The organism is Vibrio sp. SCSIO 43133, from assembly GCF_023716845.1.
Lineage (GTDB): Bacteria > Pseudomonadota > Gammaproteobacteria > Enterobacterales > Vibrionaceae > Vibrio > Vibrio mediterranei.
In genome coordinates, this window is record NZ_CP068024.1 from 2,146,430 (window position 1) to 2,164,719 (window position 18,290).

The window sequence follows — 18,290 nt, forward strand, 5'->3', positions numbered from 1 at the left end:
TTCAATTATTTTGCTGCTGCGATAGCGGCAAGTTGCTTTCTTATATCAGTATTCAAATTGTTGATCCAGCGATTGTAATTTCTATGAATTTCGCCGTCTGCAGCTTTTAGGTTCTTAGAGCTTACATAAGTAATTGAATAGAATTTATTAGTGTAAGGAATTTTAGCTTCAGCTTCATGGCTACGAACCAGAATTGCTGCTTTTAAAACGCCTTCTTCAGGTTCAGTGATCACCCAACCGCGATTCGTCGCAGCTTCGGTAATCGCCGACTTGACTTGTGCTGCGGTCAAATCATATGTTACCGGCTCATTGTCAAAATTCAGTACAGGTTGGACTCTTCCACAACCTACTACGACCAATGCTACAACAACTGCCATCGCGAACTTTAACGCTTTCATATTAATTCCTTACATTTTAGTTTATAAAACGATATAATTATCCAGTCGTATCTAAATAAATCAATACCTTATGTCAAATTCAACTCCATTAATTTCCTTTCACCTTGACGCATGGAGTGCAAAATCAAACGGTCTGCATACTTTTTCTGATTGGCAAGATTGGTACCATACAGGCAACTGCCCTAGCGAAGGCACGTTAGAAGTGAACCGCATACCTGCCATGATGCGCCGTCGTATGAGTACATTAAGTAAGCTGGCCGTCCAATGCGCACTTGAGCTTATGGAAGAACAGGATATTGATTATATTGTTTTTTCTAGTAGACATGGTGAGCTACGACGCAGTTCCGAATTAATTAAAACTATTGTCAGTGGTGACGACGCGTCTCCAATGGCGTTTTCTCAATCTGTACACAATACGGCAGCCGGACTCACTACCATTGCAGCAAAGAAGGCCATTCCAGTCACTTCCATTGCAGCATCGGACAATACGTTTAATAGTGCATTAATTGAAGCGTGGAGTTACTTAGAAGAAAACCCTGAACATCGAGTCTTGGTTGTAGATTTTGATGAACCTCTACCTGAGATTTATCAACAATTCAAAGATCAAGAGTTTTGCGGCTATAGCCTTGGTTTGGTATTGTCTCGCGGAAATTCGATACAAGTCCCTCCCGTAAAGGCGTCTAATCAACCGCAAGCTTTGGACTTTCTTCGACACCTTTTAGCCTCAACGCAGTCATAACCTAAAAATAATCGCATGATAGTGAAGTCTCTATATCTAAAAGTTAATCAGTTCTGGCGTATTGCTGCGACAGGCTTTTGCTTTAGTGTGTTTGGCATTGGGGGATTAGTGCTTAGTTTTGTGCTAATTCCGTTCATTATCCGAACCACATCTGAGACAGAACTAAGAGAACATCGCGTACAGGCATTGATTCAATCTTCTTTCCATGTATTTTGTCGGTTAATGAAATTTACTGGTGCTATCGATTACAAGATAACTGGCGCTGATGTGTTAGAAAACGACAGCAATTGCCTAATTGTGGCTAATCACCCAAGTCTAATTGATTACGTTTTGATTGCCTCGCAACTTAAGCAATGTGATTGCTTAGTGAAAAGTGCAATATGGCGTAACCCGTTTATGAAGCACATCGTCCAAGCGGCAGGCTATATTCCTAATGAAGCCCCAGATGATGTTATTACAATTTGCGAGCAACGATTTGATCAAGGCAACGTGTTACTCGTTTTCCCTGAAGGAACACGCACCACTCCTGGTGTCGAATCAAAGCTACAACGAGGTGCGGCTCAAATTGCCGTGCGTACTCAGCGTGATTTGCGGGTAGTTCACATTACTGTAACTCCCTCTTTTCTCACGAAACAAAAAAAGTGGTACCAAGTTCCAGAGACCAAGCCCTTTTTCCATGTCGAAATAAAGGGTAAGATTGAAATCACGCCCTTTATTGAGCAAACTAATTCTCCGACTTTAGCGGCAAGAAAACTAAACCGTTATTTGGCCGAAGCGATTTTCCCCGAAAATGAACACCAATAAGTAGGACCCTGTGGAAGCACTACAAAACCAAATCAAACAACTAATTATTGACGCCCTAAACCTTGAAGATATTACTATTGACGATATCGAAACTGATGCACCACTGTTCGGTGATGGTCTAGGGCTAGATTCCATTGATGCTCTTGAACTCGGCTTAGCCATTAAGAAAACGTTCAATATCGTAATTGACGCGGACGATACCAATACACGTGAACACTTTGCATCTGTAGCAAACCTTGCAAAGTACATTTCGTCTCAAACTAGCAACTAATCGATAGATATCAGCATGACAGAATTAAACCAACAGCAAGTATTTGACCAAGTAAAAGACGCTCTCGTGGAGCTGTTTGAAATTGACGAAGCGGATATTCAACCTGAAGCTCACCTTTATCAAGATCTTGATTTAGATAGCATTGATGCTGTTGATCTAGTAGTTCACTTGCAAAAAGTAACGGGCAAAAAAATCAAGCCTGAAGAGTTCAAAGCTGTACGCACCGTTAATGACGTTGTGGTCTCTGTGACTGAGCTATTGAAAGATAAATAATGCGAGCTTTGCTGACCATACTGTCTGCAATCGTAATTTTTGCCTATCCTTTTGCCGTCTACTTCGGTGCAGAACGATTTGGTCTCCAAGCTATCAGTCTGATTCTTATCACAGTATTTGTGGTAAGAATCATTTCTAGCAAGCAGGCAAAGTTCAAGGAACTCAAACAGCTCGCATGGATAAGTGGCCTCACTGGAATCACGCTTAGTGTATTAGGTGCTCTATTTAAACAGCACGGATGGCTAACCTTTTATCCCGTCGTCGTTAATCTTTGTATGTTGGCCGTTTTCGCCATAAGTTTAACGCAGCCACAATCCATCATCGAGCGTTTTGCTCGTCTTCAGGAACCCGACTTACCCGCAAGTGCCATTTCTTATACTCGAAATGTTACCAAAGTATGGTGTGCCTTTTTTATTATCAACGCGGGCATTGCTCTCTACACTTGCTTTCAAACGCTAGAGGTTTGGACTTTGTACAACGGATTGATTAGCTATCTAGCAGCCGGAAGTCTTTTTGCAGGTGAGTGGATAATCAGACAGTTTGTACGCAAGGATTAATTCAATATGGCAAATGTTGAGCAGATGAACCGCACTAACAACACACACCAGACGCTTGCGCACTTGCTCTGCACCTCTAAAATCGGTGAAGACATTGTCGCATTCGATATGGAAAAACAGTGGACTTGGCAGCGATTTTTACACGACATTCGTGCCACGAGTGACATGCTCGAACACTCGACCTCACAGCGCGTTGCAGTGTGCACACTAGATAGCTATCAATTTGCCGTTGGATTCTTAGCCTGCTGCTATGCGGGCAAAAGTGTGGTCCTTCCCGGTAACTACCAAAATGCGGCATTGACTGAGCTTTCCTCTCAATTCGATTTATTACTCCATGACGCTGGCATTGAACCCATTGCGACCAAGCCATGCGAAAAGGTCGCTATTGATTCTCACCTTGAGAACCTAGAATCATTTTCTGCCCTTGACTTAAAGCAAGTTGAAATCATCTTATTTACTTCTGGCTCGAGTGGAACACCTAAAGCTATTGTTAAAACACTCGAGCACTTAGACACAGAAATTGCCATCCTAGAATCTATTTGGGGCGATCTGCTGGGCAATGCCCTAGTCGAAAGCACGGTCTCTCATCAACATATCTACGGATTGTTGTTTCGCGTACTTTGGCCACTATGCACTGGGCGTGCATTTGCTTGCCGAAACCTAGAGTATCCTGAGCAAGTGATGACTCATGCGTCGGCCAATCGTGTGCTAGTGAGCAGCCCAGCTCTACTCAAGCGGTTATCGACCCAGACAGACTCTGCTGAGATACGCGCCTTGTTCTCATCAGGAGGACCATTACCTTACGACGCCGCGAAACACGCGCACGGACTTTTTGGACAATTACCTATCGAGGTCTACGGAAGCACGGAAACTGGTGGTATTGCCTACAAGCAACAATACAGTCCAAGTGAATTTTGGCGACTATTTCCCGGCATCGAAGCTGAGCTAAATCACGAACAATGTTTAAAGCTCAAATCACCACATATTGATGCTGACAACTGGTACCAAACTGCGGATGCTTGTGTATTTCATGATGCACAACGCTTTGAATTAAAAGGACGAACCGACCGTATTGTCAAAATAGAAGAAAAGCGCATTTCTTTAGTTGAAGTTGAAAAACGTCTCGATCAGCTAGACTGGATTTACGAAAGTGCCGTATTCTGCTGTCACGATCAACAACGCTTGTCACTCAATGCTGCTATCGTACTCACGCCCGCGGGTCTTGATAAGCTTAAATCCCTAGGGAAAGGCAAATTTTGGCTACTGCTGCGCGCGGAATTGAGGCAATGGATTGAGCCAATCGCGGTTCCACGACGTTTTCGAGTCGTTGCAGAAATACCATTGAACAGCCAAGGTAAAAGGCAAGCATCTGAACTCGAGAAGCTTTTTGCCGACTCGCTATAGTTCGTTTATCTCAAAGAACACTGCTTACATTTACACGACTTACATTTAAAAGACTAAGACCGACACGACCATGACAAAAAGAAAACCGACCGTACTAAATTCTGATGTACAATCAGCGTCTGCAACGCTTTGTATTCAAGCAGACGCCGATATTCTGGATTTTTGCGGTCACTTTAATCACTTCCCTTTACTTCCTGGTGTAACTCAAATTGATTGGGCACTCCACTACGCTGTTGAGTACCTTAACGTTCCTTCTGCATTTAAAGGAATGGAAGTGATTAAATTTCAAGAGCCTATTTTGCCTGATGCAATCATCACACTGACTCTGAATTGGAATGAAGAGACGCAAAAGTTAGCGTTTAAATATTCGTCAATATCTGGAGAAGACATCGTCGTGCATTCCTCCGGTAAAATGAAACTAGGTAGTTCGAGTGAGTAACAGCAAAGAACGTGGACATGCAGAGAGCATCCAAGAACAAGGCCGTCAGTATCAGCCTTGCTTTCTCATACCATGTTTTAATCATGGCTCTACTGTTGAAAGTGTAGTGAAATCGTTAAAGCCATATGGTTTTGCAATCATCCTTATCGACGACGGCAGTGACCAGACTACAAAAACAGCGCTTAACGCCGTGGCTATCGCTCATGACGTGCACCTTATTACCCTTGAACAAAATCAAGGGAAAGGTGGCGCAGTGATGGCAGGAATTCGTCATGCAAGTTCGCTTGGGTTCACTCACGCCATACAAATTGACTCTGATGGTCAACACGATTTAGAGTCACTGCCTGTCTTAATCGAAACATCACAAAACCAGCCATATTCGCTTATCTCTGGCAAACCGGTTTATGACAGTAGCGTCCCCAAATCCCGTTTGTATGGGCGCTATATCACGCACTTTTGGGTTTGGGTTGAAACACTTTCGCTGTCAATAAAAGACAGCATGTGTGGCTTTAGAGCCTATCCAGTTGAGGCTACTCTCAATGTTCTCAATCGATACAATATCGGCACGCGAATGGATTTTGATATTGAGATCTTGGTTCGTATGTATTGGGAAGGTTGTGACATTCAGTTTATTGATACCTGCGTTATGTACCCAGAGGGTGGTATCTCTCACTTTGATGCCTTGTGGGACAACGTAAAGATAAGCAAGATGCATACGAAGTTGTTCTTTGGCATGTTACCGCGTAGCCCTAAGTTGATCGCCCGCCATTTTCACAACCAAAATGTGAACACGCCTCATGGCTCTTCAGACAAATCGGGTACTCATTGGTCAACACAAAAAGAACGTGGCACCATTGTCGGCATCAAAACCTTGCTTTGGGTATACCGTTTGCTGGGGCGTCGAGCTTTCAATCTCGTTTTACCCATGGTTATTGGTTACTACCATTTAACCAATGCCCGAGCGCGTAATGCTTCGCAGCAATACCTCGACAATTTAAGGCACTACGCGGAACGTCGCAACATTGCTTTGCCCGATGATTTAACCAGTCAGAAACACCTATTGTCGTTCGGTCATACCATGCTCGACAAACTGGTAGCATGGCAAGGGGATTTCTCTCTAGATAATCTAACGATTCATGGCCAAGAGCAGTTTCAGCCTTTGATTGATAGCCAACGAGGTGTTTTATTACTGGGCTCTCATCTTGGTAATATCGAGTTGTGCCGTGCTCTCAGCCAGCGCTATTCTCATATCAAAATTAATGCCTTAGTTTTCACAGAACATGCTGAGCAATTTAACTCAGTAATGAGAGCCATTAATCCAAACTCTGACCTTAACCTAATTCAGGTCAGTCAGATGGGCCCAGATACGGCGATCATGCTGCAACAAAAAATCGAGCAAGGCGAATGGGTCGTTATTGTTGGCGATAGAACATCGACAAGCAAAGAGCAACGCTGCGTCTGGGCCGACTTCTTAGATAAACCGGCTCCTTTTCCTCAAGGGCCGTTTATGTTGGCGTCGGTGCTCAAAGCTCCGGTCTACCTTATTTTTGGTTTTCGAGACGATAGCCGCAAAGAACCACACTTTAATGTCTATTTTGAGCACTTTAGTGACAAAATAGCCTTACCACGTAACAATCGACAAGACGCTTTGGAACACGTTGTCCAGCGGTATGCGAACCGCTTAGAGCACTATGCCGTAAAGTCGCCACTACAGTGGTACAACTTTTTCAACTTTTGGACGCTAAGTAAGCACAATGACCAAGAAAAATAACATCACCTTCGGCGCAGAGCGCCTTTCTATTGAAGACGTCGTCGCCATTTCTGCTGGCGCAACGGCTAGTATGAATAGCGCTCCTGAGTATGTTGCCAAAATTGACCGCAGCGTGGCTTTTTTAGAACGTCTTCTTAAAGAAGAAGGCGTTATTTACGGTGTCACCACAGGGTATGGCGACTCATGTACTGTTGCCATTCCACCAAACCTTGTCGATGAGCTGCCACTTCATTTAACTCGTTTTCACGGCTGTGGCTTGGGCGACATGCTCACTCATGAACAATCTCGCGCTGTGCTTGCGACCCGTTTATGCTCGTTAGCACAAGGTATGTCAGGCGTTTCTCACGATCTACTCAACCAAATTACAACGCTGATCAATCACGATATAGCACCAAGAATTCCTCAAGAAGGTTCTGTAGGTGCCAGTGGTGACTTAACACCGCTGTCTTACCTTGCCGCGGCCCTCATCGGTGAACGAGATGTACTGTATAAAGGCGAGATTCGTGAGACTAAAGACGTCTTTGACGAACTGAACATCAAGCCTATCACGCTGCGGCCAAAAGAAGGCTTGGCACTCATGAACGGCACCTCTGTGATGACTGCTCTCGCTTGTTTGGCGTATAAGCGTGCAGAATACCTTGCACAACTGTGCACCAAGATCACTGCGATGGTTTCAGTAGGGATCCACGGCAATGACTTCCACTTTGATGAAGCACTATTTGCTGTAAAACCGCACCCAGGTCAACAGCAAATTGCAGCGTGGCTACGTGATGATCTTCAGGCTGAGCGACCGCCTCGTAACAGTGACCGTCTGCAAGACCGCTATTCATTGCGCTGCGCACCACATGTCATTGGTGTTGTTCAAGACTCACTGCCTTGGTTACGACAGCTGATTGAAAACGAGCTTAACAGCGCCAACGATAACCCGATCATTGACGGTGATAACGAGCGCGTACTGCACGGAGGTCATTTCTATGGCGGACATATAGCTATGGCAATGGACACGCTCAAGACGGGTGTTGCCAACCTCGCAGACTTACTTGATCGTCAAATGGCACAGTTAATGGATTACAAGTTCAACAATGGCTTACCGTATAACCTAACGGGCGCTGAAGGTGAACGTAAGCCTATTAACCACGGCTTTAAAGCGGTACAAATCGGTATCTCGGCTTGGACAGCTGAAGCTCTAAAACACACGATGCCAGCAAGTGTTTTCTCTCGCTCTACAGAGTGTCACAACCAAGATAAAGTCAGCATGGGTACCATTGCTGCTCGTGATTGTTTACGCGTTTTAGAGCTCACTGAGCAAGTTGCCGCGGCTTCTTTGTTAGCTGGTATTCAAGCCATAGAACTCAGAAAACGCCAAAATGAGTTAGATGAACATCATATGAGCGACAATCTGAAGGCAATTCGAGAATCCATATTAAGTGAGTTTGAAATGGTCATTGAAGATCGTCCTTTAGAAGCGGAATTGCGCCATTTCATGCAGCGCATACAACAGCGCCACTGGTCTCTTTATTAAGCTAAATTTACCGTTACAACGTAAATCATTCTCTGGTTAAATTGTTTAGTTAACCCCATGGGTTTATACAGTATTAGGAATCGTTATGACTGATATTCAACATCCGCTTACGGCTGAGGTCAACATCATTACCTCTTTTCAAGATGCGGATCCTATGGGCGTCATCTATCACGGGAATTTCTTTCGATTTTTCGAAGAAGCCCGCCGAGTTTTGATGAGTAAAATTAGCTACGATTATCGTGCCATGCAAGCCTCTGGCTATGCGTGGCCGATCATTGATACTCGAGTGAAATACGTGAAAGCCATTCCCTTCAATCATGAGATCCGAATAACGGCAGAGTTAACTGAATGGGAAAACCGTCTGAGAGTCGACTACGTGATTTATGATGCGCAAACTGGTGCTCGTATGTGTAAAGCGCACACCACACAAGTGGCGGTAGCCATTGAAACTGAAGAGATGTGTTTCGTCTCTCCAACGATATTCACAGACAAAGTTGAGCAATGGCATAAGCAAGGACATTTCAATAATGAAAATTAAACAAAATATCCACGTTAGACGCTATTGTTCACTCTTAAGAACTATAACCACAGTGATACTGCTCATTGCTTCTCCTTTTGCGTTGGCCCAAGTCAACACAATGGAAGAGTTGCAACAGCAACTCGCTCAACATCCTATCGTACGTGGCGATTTTGAACAGAAGCGCACGCTCGCAATGTTTGACCAACCTTTAACTTCAACGGGTCAATTTACACTCGATAAAACGCACGGTTTATTATGGCGGCAAGATGTCCCCTTTACAGTGCAGTTAGTGTTAACAAAAGACAAGTTACGCCAGACTTTCGCGGACCAACCTGCACAAGTTATCACAGCAAAGGATAATCCTATGGCATTTTATTTTAGCCATATTTTCCTAGCCGTGTTTCATGGTGATACCGACCAGCTTAAGCAGCAATTTGATATGACGTTTAAAGCCGACAATGGCCAATGGACCTTAGCTTTAACGCCTAAAGCCGCACCACTCAATGCCGTTTTTAATACCATCACACTAGGTGGAAAAAGCGACCTTGAGCGCTTAACACTGCAAGAGATCCGTGGCGATAAAACTGACATCCTTTTCAGCAACCAAAGCTACCAACCTGAAAGCTTAACGGATGCCGAACAAGCTCAATTCAAGTTCTAACATTATGCGCCGCCTACAGTTCACTCAAACACGTTGTTATCAACTGGCCACATTGTGGGCTGGCATCGTTGTATTTGCTGTTTTCTTACTGATCAAGCAATGGGGATTCTCAGCGACCTCACCAATTGAGACTGACATTCTAAAGCTACTCCCCGTCAACCAGCAAAACCCTATCGCGGAAAGTGCATTTAATAAAGTGACAGCCAGTATGAGTGACAAAGTGGTGTTTGTGCTATCGACTGACGATAACTCACAAGAGCACTCTACTCTCTTCAACGCTGCAAACACTTTTGCTAATCAATTGAAAGACAGTCCCTATTTTGCTTCGGTCACTGCGAAAATATCGCAAGACCAACAAAAGCAATGGGCTCAATATTACTTTCAACACCGCTGGCAGCAACTGACCAAAGATCAAAGAGAACGACTAACCACTAACCCTAGCGCCCAAACACAACAAGTTATTCAAGCGATTTACAACCCATTTTCTGGCGTTACAGGTAGCGAATTGGAGAATGACCCTTTTCTACTGTTTCGCGATTATTTAAGTCAAGTAAGTCACTCTTCTTCAGCGTTCCAATTACTGAACGGTTTCTTAACCACAAAATATCAAGGCAAAACCTATTTACTGGTGACGGCTGAACTCAACGACTCACCTTATAGTATGAAGGCGCAGAAAGCCGTGCCTGACATCGAGCACTGGCAGCAGCAACTCAAGCACAAGTTTGACGTTGATGTTGCACATACTGGTGTACTTTTTTATGCCGATTTCGGTACTCGCAGCGCTAAGTCCGAAATCAGTACAATTGGCGTATTTTCGCTCGTTGGCGTAGTGCTGTTAATTGTTCTCGTTTTCCGAAGTGTCGTGCCACTTGCTCTAGCACTTCTTTCAGTATCCATGGGTTTGTTGGTTGCTTTAGCAGTGACAACAGCGATATTTGGACAGGTTCACCTATTTAGCTTAGTGTTTGGTGCTAGCTTGATTGGCGTGTCTATTGATTATGCCTTTCACTTTCTTACTGACCGTTTAGCAGCGGGTAATAATTGGAACAGCCTTAAAGGGTTGCAACATATTTTTGTAGCGATCACTTTTGGGCTACTCACTAGTCTAATTGGTTACCTAGGTTTGTTAATTGCCCCTTTCCCCGGCTTACAACAGTTGGCATTGTTCTCGGCAATTGGACTGATCTCGGCCTATGTCACTGTAGTCGCGTGGTACCCAATCTTAGCAAAAACACCAAGTCAGCCGCGTGCTCTGCCGGGTCAGAAGTTGAGTCAGCTGTGGCTTGGCTATTGGCAGAATCGAAGTGTCTGGTTGGGCCTACCTCTGGTTGTTTTGCTGCTAAGCGCTATCGCTGTCACCAAAGTACGCTATAACGATGACATCCATCAGTTGCAGGCGATGCCAGCGGACTTAAAACAGCAAGAATCTACTATTTCTGGTTTAACCGGAATGCAATCCTCTCAGCAGATGTTAGTGATTACCGCTCAAAACAACGAAGCGCTAATGCAAACTTTAGAATCGCTAGAGCCGCAATTGGACTCGTGGCAAGACAATCACGTGATTACCGGTTACCAAAGTCTAAGCCGCTACCTTCCTTCGCAGCAAAGACAGGCACAAGATTTTGAGTTAATTCAGAATTTATACGCAGATCAAGCCGAACCATTAAAAGCGGCGCTGCAAATAAGTCAGTTGCCGCCTATGGCGAAACAGCCTCAATTGATCACGTTAACTGACTACCTTAAACAGGCGGTATCTGAGCCAGTTCGTTTCTTATATCTCGGCGATATCGAAGGTAAAGTCGCCTCAGTGATTTTACTAAAAGATGTGTCTAGCGCTGAAAGTATTAAACAGCTAGCCCACCAGCATAACAACATCACCTACCTGAACAAGGCAGAAGAAGTGTCTGATCTTTTTGCTCAATACCGAGTCAAGATTATGGAGTTGTTGGGTTTTGCCATTGCAACTATAGCCGCCGTTTTAGTGTGGCGCTATGGTCTGGCTCACAGCATACGAATCCTTCTACCCTCACTCATCGCATGTGTTGCAGGATTGGCCGTGACAGTGTTGTCTGGTGGAGAATTAAACCTGTTTAACCTACTGGCACTGATTCTAATCATTGGTATTGGCATCGATTACACCTTGTTTTTTGCTGAACAACAGCGATGCCAAAGCACCTTACTAGCGATCACGCTTTCTGCTATCACGACATTATTGTCATTCGGTTTGCTGTCTTTGAGTCAAACACACGCTATTCACAGCTTCGGAATTACCGTATTAGTCGGTATTTTCGTGGCTTGGCTGCTCTCGCCTTTAGCCATTGTTGATAATAAGGAAATGAAATGATCTTAACCTTTTCTCCTACTCTGGCTCACACACCGATAAAGATTATTAATAGGCTAAAGCAACGTATCGGTATGTTGATCGCAACGCTCTTTCTCCTAGTGACGACAGGCTGTGCTTTACAACCACAAGATGCCTCTACACAAGTGCAATTAAACCCAAATACATCGGTTGAACTGCCGACTCCAGCTCAACTAGGGTATCAGCTCAGCGCCAGTCAACTGATCAGTGCGACCTGGCAAACTCCAAAGGGACCAGAGTCCTCACAGCTGCCAGTGCAGTTGCAAGTGGATAAAGACAAACTTGTACTCGCGGGGTTCTCTTCTTGGGGAACACGCATTATGTCTCTGAGTTATCAGAATAACCTTATCGAGGCGAACGTACTGAACGGCTTGGAGAATACACTTCCTGAGCCGGAGCAAATTTTGTTTAATCTCATGATGACGCTCTGGCCAAAGAGCGCTTGGGAAGCCTCACTTAGCGCAATAGGTTGGCGAATCAAAGATTCCACGCAACAACGTCAGCTCATCGATGAGACTGGGGCTACGGTAATCACAATCCGTTACAGCAACCCAGATCCACTTCGTGGTAAAATTTACTTTGAGCACCAACAATTGGGGTACTCAATCGTAATCCAAACGCTCAACTTTCAACTCAACGGCAGTAAATAATAGATAGGTATGAAGCAAAGCATTCCCCCAATACCCATTTTCATCCAAGATTGCGGGTTCCACTCAGCTCTAGGACATACACCTGAAGGTGTAAGACGGAGCTTGTCTCAAGGTTATTGCAACCATATGGAACGCGACCATGGATTGTTGAATTCGGGAAAAGAGACTGTCGTAGGACGCGTTAAAGAAGCACTACCTGAGCTTCCCGCCAAGCTTAGCCGCTACGATTCAAGAAACAATCGATTGGCGCTTTCTGCATTGCAACAAATAGAAGACAATGTGCGAGCCGCCATTAATCATTATGGTTCAGAGCGCGTCGCCGTCATTGTAGGGACCAGCACATCTGGGATTTCCGACGGTGAGGTGGCTTACACTGAAATATTGGCTACAGGCCAATTTCCAAAAGAATATCATTACACCAAACAAGAGCTGGGTAACTGTAGTGACTTTATTGCTAAGTACTTTGGCATCAAAGGTCCTTGTTATGCGATTTCAACAGCCTGCTCTTCCAGTGGACGCGTATTCATCACAGCGAAACGGCTACTCAAGTCAGGGCTGGTAGATGCGGTTATTGTAGGCGGCGCAGATACGCTATGTGCACTAACACTGAACGGATTCAATAGCTTAGAAGCGCTATCCAATACGCTTTGTCGTCCATTCGATGCAGATCGAGATGGAATCAATATTGGTGAGTCCGCCGCCTTTATGCTGCTTGGTCATCAACCATTAGACACCGATAACAAACCAATCGCTTTGCTAGGGGCTGGTGACAGTTCTGACGCCCATCATATCTCAGCGCCTCACCCGGAAGGTCATGGTGCGGAAGAAGCAATGCAAAAAGCCCTAGCAGATGCTCAATTAAGCCCTGCAGATATTGGCTATATTAATGCCCATGGAACCGCGACACCATTAAACGATAGTATGGAAAGCAAAGCCATTTCTCGTGTTTTCGGTACTAACGTGCCAGTCAGCTCTACCAAGCCATTCACGGGCCATACACTTGGCGCAGCCAGTGCAACAGAAGCAGCGATTGCTTACCACATACTCAAATCGGATTTGTCTTTGCCTAAGCAATCCTGCAAAAACAAAGCACCCGACATCGACATTAGCCTTGTGGAGACTGACCTCAAACTCAATGGAAAAGCAATATTGAGTAACTCATTTGCCTTTGGCGGCAACAACATCAGTCTTATTTTTGGAGAATGGAATGACTAATTTTCCAGACATCGCCGAACTGCTTCCTCATGATGCACCGATGATTTTGGTGGACCGTTTGATTGATGTACAAGAAGAGTCTGTGCACTGCCAAGTGGATATTGGTGAGCACCAATTGTTTTTTGATAACGAATCTAAGACCACTCCCGCATACGTCGGTATCGAGTTCATGGCACAATCTATCGCTGCTTGGTCAGGGTTTCATGCCAAACAAAAAGGTGAGACACCGCCCATCGGTTTTCTATTAGGTAGCCGACGTTACCAGGTTGATTGTGACCGTTTTGAGCAGGGACAAACTCTCGATGTCTATGCAGAGAAAGTGATTGAAGATAGTGGAATGGCGGTATTTTCTGCCCGACTTGAGCTTGATGGAGTTCAACTTGCTTCATGCCAACTCAATGTTTACGTGCCATCTGAACAAAAATTAGAAGAAATGAAAAATAGGAACTCCCAATGAGCCGACAAGTTTTAGTCACTGGTGCCAGTAAAGGTATTGGTAAAGCCATTGCTATACAACTCGCTAATGATGGTTTTACCGTCGCCGTGCATTACATGGGCGATAAACAAGGCGCTCAAGCAACGCTATCAACCATCGAAGCGAACGGCGGCAATGGTCGCTTGATTCAGTTTGATATCAGCAATCGTGCGCAATGTCGTGAGCAAATTGAGGCGGATATTGAAGAGCATGGTGCGTACTACGGCGTGGTCAACAACGCGGGAATTACTAGAGATACCGCTTTTCCGGCAATGACGGAACAAGAATGGGACGGGGTTATTCACACTAACCTAGACAGTTTTTATAACGTACTTCACCCTTGTGTAATGCCAATGGTTCAAAAACGCAAAGGCGGCAGAATCGTCACTCTTGCATCGGTATCAGGAATCATGGGTAACCGCGGGCAAACGAACTACAGCGCTGCAAAAGCTGGCGTCATTGGCGCGACAAAATCGCTTGCTCTAGAACTGGCAAAGCGCAAAATCACTGTGAACTGCGTAGCACCTGGTTTGATTGACACTGGAATGGTGGACGAACACGTGAAAGAGCACGCGATGCCACAAATTCCACTCCGAAGAATGGGTGAGCCTGAAGAAGTGGCTGGTCTGGTAAGCTATCTGATGTCTGATATTGCCTCTTATGTCACCCGCCAAGTTATCTCTGTCAACGGAGGCCTAGTATGAGTCGCCGTGTTGTTGTGACAGGAATGTCTGGCGTTACCGCTTTTGGCAACGACTGGGCGGCGGTCGAGCCGAAGCTTCGCGCCTGTGAAAACGCCACTCAATATATGCCGAGTTACGAGCAATATGACGGGTTGAATACTAAATTAGCCGCACCAATTGATCAGTTCGAACTGCCAAAGCATTATAAACGTAAGCAAGTGCGCGGTATGGGGCGTGTTTCTAAGCTCGCTACTGTTGCTACTGAAAATGCATTACTGCAATCAGGGCTTATAGGCAACGACGTTCTAACCAACGGGCAAACTGGTATTGCTTACGGTTCTTCTACTGGAAGTACCGATGCCATTGGTGCATTTGGTGTGATGCTCAATGAAAAGAGTACTAAGGCCATCACCGCAACTACTTATGTTCAGATGATGCCCCACACTACCGCGGTTAATGTTGGCCTCTTCTTCGGCCTTAAAGGTCGCGTCATTCCTACCAGTAGTGCTTGTACATCAGGAAGTCAGGCGATTGGCTATGCTTTTGAAGCCGTCAAACATGGCTATCAAACGGTGATGGTTGCAGGCGGTGGCGAAGAGCTCTGCCCAACGGAATCGGCCGTCTTCGATACGCTATTTGCCACCAGTTTAAAAAACAATGATCCAAAGTCCACGCCGAGTCCTTACGACTCAAGCAGAGACGGCTTAGTTATTGGCGAAGGTGCTGGCACATTGATCCTTGAAGATTACGAACACGCCGTTGCTAGGAGTGCGACTATTTACGCCGAGATCATCGGTTTTGCCAGTAACTGCGATGCTGCACATGTAACACAGCCTCAAATGGAGACCATGCAAATCTGTATGGAGATGGCGTTACGAGATGCCGGTATCACCGCCGATAAGATCGGCTACGTTTCTGCCCATGGAACCGCTACAGAGCGTGGTGATATCGCAGAAAGTAACGCAACAGCCAATGTCTTTGGCAACATTCCTATCAGTTCTCTTAAGAGCTATTTTGGTCATACCTTAGGGGCTTGTGGTGCTATTGAAGCCTGGCTTAGTTTAGAGATGATGAACTCTGGCTGGTTTAGCCCAACGTTAAACCTGAACAGCCTTGATAAAGAATGTGGTGCATTAGATTACATCACCGGCGAAGGACGCAATATCGACGCTGAATACATCATGAGCAATAACTTTGCTTTTGGTGGTATCAATACATCGATTATTTTTAAGAAATATAAGTAGACGTTCTACGCGTCATACATACAGTTAGTCGCTATTAACCTCCGCTCAGTTCATTGAGTGGAGGTTTGTTGTTTTTAGTCCTCATACACTCTCTTGTTTCCCATAACCATTAGTCCCACCTGACATCACTATTCTGTCACAAATAGACATACTGATATTTATCGTTGTGATATCAGCTATCGCTCCCACTGCATTGTTGGTCCTTAGCTCGCTATCTACAATGCGCCTCAGACACTAAAAGCCCACGAATAATGAGGCCATTATGAAAAAATCCATTCTAGCTGTTTCCGTATTATCTATCGTTTCTGCACATGCATTTGCAGATTACGAGTCAGTAGAGACTTACCAAGGTAAACCAGCAACTTCACACACTATCGAAGCCAACAATGCGCTCGCCAAAACACTTCCATGGAAAGATACCACCGCGTTTGATCGTTCTAAGCGAGGTCTAATAGCCGAGTTTGGTGACCATCGTGCAGGAGAGCTAAAAAACCGCATGGCTCATTTAGATGATGATGAAATCCCGGCCTCGGTTAACCCTTCGATCTGGCGACAAGCACAGATGAACTTTACGTCAGGCGGTCTGTATCAAGTCACTGAAGGTGTGTATCAGATTCGTGGTGCAGACCTTTCAAACATGACTATCTACAAAGCAAAAACAGGCTACATAATTCACGACCCTATGGTAACGGCTGAAACCGCACTAGCAGGTTGGGAGTTTGCGAAAAAGCATCTTCCAAAAATCAACGGCAAGCATAACATCGTAGGTATGATTTACTCGCATACGCACGTTGACCACTTCGGCGGCTCGCGTGGTATCTACGAGTCAGGTGACTTTGTAGAAGGTGCTCCTATTATCGCACCGGTAGATTTCATCCGTGAAATGGCGGACGAGAATGTATTAGCGGGCAACGCAATGGGACGTCGTTCTGCTTATCAATACGGTTCAGAGTTGGGTAACGATGTCACTGGTATTGTTGATAATGCACTGGGCATGGGCTTATCAAAAGGTAATGTTACGCTCGTAGCGCCAACTCAGTACATTGAAGAAAGAGAAGAGACCGTTGATATTGGTGGGCTAGAGTTCCACTTTATCAATATGCCAGGAGCAGAAGCACCCGCAGAGATTGTTCATTACATCCCAGAATACCGCACACTGCATACTGCAGAACTGACCTATGACGGCCAACACAATATCTATACCTTCCGCGGTGCTAAAGTCCGTGACTCGTTAATCTGGACTAAGTACCTGACAGAGCTGAAAATGCGATTTGTAGACTCTGGATTAGTCGACAGTATTCACGCGGCTCACTCTGCTCCGGTGTGGAATGATAAAGGGAACGAAATTTCCGACTACATTACCCTTCAGCGCGATAACTATGGATTTGTCCATAACCAGTCGCTGCGCCTTGCTAACCACGGTGTCACCATTAATGATGTTGGGCGTGAAATTGACAAGATCATTCCGAAAACGCAGCAAAACAACTGGGCTTCAAGAGGTTACCACGGCTCCTACTCGCATAACGCACGTGCTGTTGTGAACATGTATTTGGGTTATTACGACATGAACCCAGTTAACACCAATCCACTGACTACAGTTGATAAGTCATGTACCTATGTTAACGCTGCTGGTATCGATACCTTCATGAAAGTCGGCCAAGAACATTTTGCGGCGGGCGAGTATCAACAAGCCTCTCAACTGCTCAATGATGTTGTCATGTGTAATCCCGATAACAAACAAGCACGCGAGTTGTTAGCTGACAGCTTTGAGCAGCAAGGCTATCAGTCAGAAACCATGGCGTGGCGTAATAGCTACTTACAAGCTGCGGTTGAGCTTCGTACCAACCAAATCGGTGAAGGAACTAAAGTAGCATCGGCGGATGTTATCGCCAACACACCAACTTCGAGTTTCCTAGATTTCATCGCCGTGCGCCTCAATGCTCCTAAAGCGGAAACACTAGGTTTAGAATTCAATATGAATGTGGTTCATCCTGACGTTCAAGAAACCTATTACGTTGAAGTGTCTAACGCCAATATGGCAAGCCTTGAAGTCGATGAAATAGTTAAAGATACCGATACCACCCTACGCATCAACAAATCCGATTTGACCAAGGTGGTGTTAGGTCAAACTACGCTTGATGAGTTGATTCAGTCCAACAAAGCTCAAGTTGAAGGTGATGCGAACACGCTCAAAGATTTGGCTAGTTCGCTAGATAGCTTTAAGCAAGGTTTCGAAATTATGCCTCTGGCTAAATAACTCTCTCGTCTAGAAAGTATTATCTAAAACAACAAAGGTAGTATG

19 protein-coding genes are annotated in these 18,290 nt (G+C 45.1%); 18 read left to right on the forward strand and 1 reads right to left on the reverse strand.

Going from position 1 to position 18,290, the window contains the following annotated elements:
• Positions 1-5: 5 nt before the first annotated feature.
• Positions 6-398 carry a hypothetical protein gene (locus JKJ11_RS10160; protein WP_006071843.1) on the reverse strand — a complete coding sequence of 131 codons (393 nt, stop codon included), beginning with the start codon at positions 396-398 and terminating at the stop codon, positions 6-8.
• Between the two features lie 70 nt (positions 399-468).
• Between JKJ11_RS10160 and JKJ11_RS10165 the strand changes: the two genes are divergently transcribed.
• From JKJ11_RS10165 to JKJ11_RS10250, 18 genes are all read left to right on the forward strand, one after another.
• The gene (locus tag JKJ11_RS10165; protein WP_240206052.1) at positions 469-1,137 is read left to right on the forward strand and encodes a beta-ketoacyl synthase chain length factor; all 669 of its coding nucleotides are present in this window, start codon (positions 469-471) and stop codon (positions 1,135-1,137) included.
• Positions 1,138-1,152: 15 nt separating this feature from the next.
• A complete protein-coding gene (locus JKJ11_RS10170) occupies positions 1,153-1,941 on the forward strand; it encodes a lysophospholipid acyltransferase family protein (RefSeq protein WP_252038119.1) in 789 nt (262 codons plus the stop codon).
• Between the two features lie 10 nt (positions 1,942-1,951).
• Positions 1,952-2,212, forward strand: a complete 261-nt coding sequence (locus JKJ11_RS10175) for a phosphopantetheine-binding protein (protein WP_006071847.1) — start codon at positions 1,952-1,954, stop codon at positions 2,210-2,212.
• A 15-nt stretch (positions 2,213-2,227) separates the two neighbouring features.
• Positions 2,228-2,485 carry an acyl carrier protein gene (locus tag JKJ11_RS10180; protein ID WP_006071849.1) on the forward strand — a complete coding sequence of 86 codons (258 nt, stop codon included), beginning with the start codon at positions 2,228-2,230 and terminating at the stop codon, positions 2,483-2,485.
• Positions 2,485-3,042 (forward strand): COG4648 family protein, encoded by a 558-nt coding sequence (locus tag JKJ11_RS10185; protein ID WP_006071852.1) that lies wholly within the window; start codon positions 2,485-2,487, stop codon positions 3,040-3,042. Before JKJ11_RS10180 ends, JKJ11_RS10185 begins: the two co-directional genes overlap by 1 nt.
• Before the next feature lie 24 nt (positions 3,043-3,066).
• A complete protein-coding gene (locus JKJ11_RS10190; protein ID WP_252039109.1) occupies positions 3,067-4,446 on the forward strand; it encodes an AMP-binding protein in 1,380 nt (459 codons plus the stop codon).
• A 70-nt stretch (positions 4,447-4,516) separates the two neighbouring features.
• Positions 4,517-4,885: an ApeI family dehydratase gene (locus tag JKJ11_RS10195; protein ID WP_240206054.1), complete on the forward strand. Its 369-nt coding sequence runs from the start codon at positions 4,517-4,519 to the stop codon at positions 4,883-4,885.
• Positions 4,878-6,656 (forward strand): glycosyltransferase family 2 protein, encoded by a 1,779-nt coding sequence (locus JKJ11_RS10200; RefSeq protein ID WP_252038120.1) that lies wholly within the window; start codon positions 4,878-4,880, stop codon positions 6,654-6,656. Before JKJ11_RS10195 ends, JKJ11_RS10200 begins: the two co-directional genes overlap by 8 nt.
• Positions 6,640-8,178 (forward strand): HAL/PAL/TAL family ammonia-lyase, encoded by a 1,539-nt coding sequence (locus tag JKJ11_RS10205; RefSeq protein WP_252038121.1) that lies wholly within the window; start codon positions 6,640-6,642, stop codon positions 8,176-8,178. The genes JKJ11_RS10200 and JKJ11_RS10205 overlap by 17 nt, the downstream gene beginning before the upstream one ends.
• A gap of 85 nt (positions 8,179-8,263) precedes the next feature.
• Positions 8,264-8,716, forward strand: a complete 453-nt coding sequence (locus JKJ11_RS10210; RefSeq protein ID WP_088877568.1) for an acyl-CoA thioesterase — start codon at positions 8,264-8,266, stop codon at positions 8,714-8,716.
• Positions 8,706-9,359, forward strand: coding sequence for an outer membrane lipoprotein carrier protein LolA (locus JKJ11_RS10215; RefSeq protein ID WP_252038122.1), 654 nt, complete (start codon positions 8,706-8,708; stop codon positions 9,357-9,359). Before JKJ11_RS10210 ends, JKJ11_RS10215 begins: the two co-directional genes overlap by 11 nt.
• A complete protein-coding gene (locus JKJ11_RS10220; RefSeq protein ID WP_252038123.1) occupies positions 9,331-11,703 on the forward strand; it encodes an MMPL family transporter in 2,373 nt (790 codons plus the stop codon). Before JKJ11_RS10215 ends, JKJ11_RS10220 begins: the two co-directional genes overlap by 29 nt.
• Positions 11,704-11,774: 71 nt before the next feature.
• Complete coding sequence (locus JKJ11_RS10225) at positions 11,775-12,371, forward strand: DUF3261 domain-containing protein (RefSeq protein ID WP_252039110.1); 597 nt, start codon at positions 11,775-11,777, stop codon at positions 12,369-12,371.
• A 9-nt stretch (positions 12,372-12,380) separates the two neighbouring features.
• Positions 12,381-13,586 carry a beta-ketoacyl-[acyl-carrier-protein] synthase family protein gene (locus tag JKJ11_RS10230; protein WP_252038124.1) on the forward strand — a complete coding sequence of 402 codons (1,206 nt, stop codon included), beginning with the start codon at positions 12,381-12,383 and terminating at the stop codon, positions 13,584-13,586.
• Positions 13,579-14,043 (forward strand): hotdog family protein, encoded by a 465-nt coding sequence (locus JKJ11_RS10235; protein ID WP_006071868.1) that lies wholly within the window; start codon positions 13,579-13,581, stop codon positions 14,041-14,043. The genes JKJ11_RS10230 and JKJ11_RS10235 overlap by 8 nt, the downstream gene beginning before the upstream one ends.
• Positions 14,040-14,765: a 3-ketoacyl-ACP reductase FabG2 gene (locus JKJ11_RS10240; RefSeq protein WP_006071869.1), complete on the forward strand. Its 726-nt coding sequence runs from the start codon at positions 14,040-14,042 to the stop codon at positions 14,763-14,765. The genes JKJ11_RS10235 and JKJ11_RS10240 overlap by 4 nt, the downstream gene beginning before the upstream one ends.
• Entirely contained in the window at positions 14,762-15,988 is a 1,227-nt protein-coding gene (locus tag JKJ11_RS10245) for a beta-ketoacyl-ACP synthase (RefSeq protein ID WP_252038125.1), read from the forward strand. Before JKJ11_RS10240 ends, JKJ11_RS10245 begins: the two co-directional genes overlap by 4 nt.
• Positions 15,989-16,250: 262 nt before the next feature.
• Entirely contained in the window at positions 16,251-18,245 is a 1,995-nt protein-coding gene (locus tag JKJ11_RS10250) for an alkyl/aryl-sulfatase (RefSeq protein ID WP_252038126.1), read from the forward strand.
• The last annotated feature ends 45 nt before the right edge of the window (positions 18,246-18,290 follow it).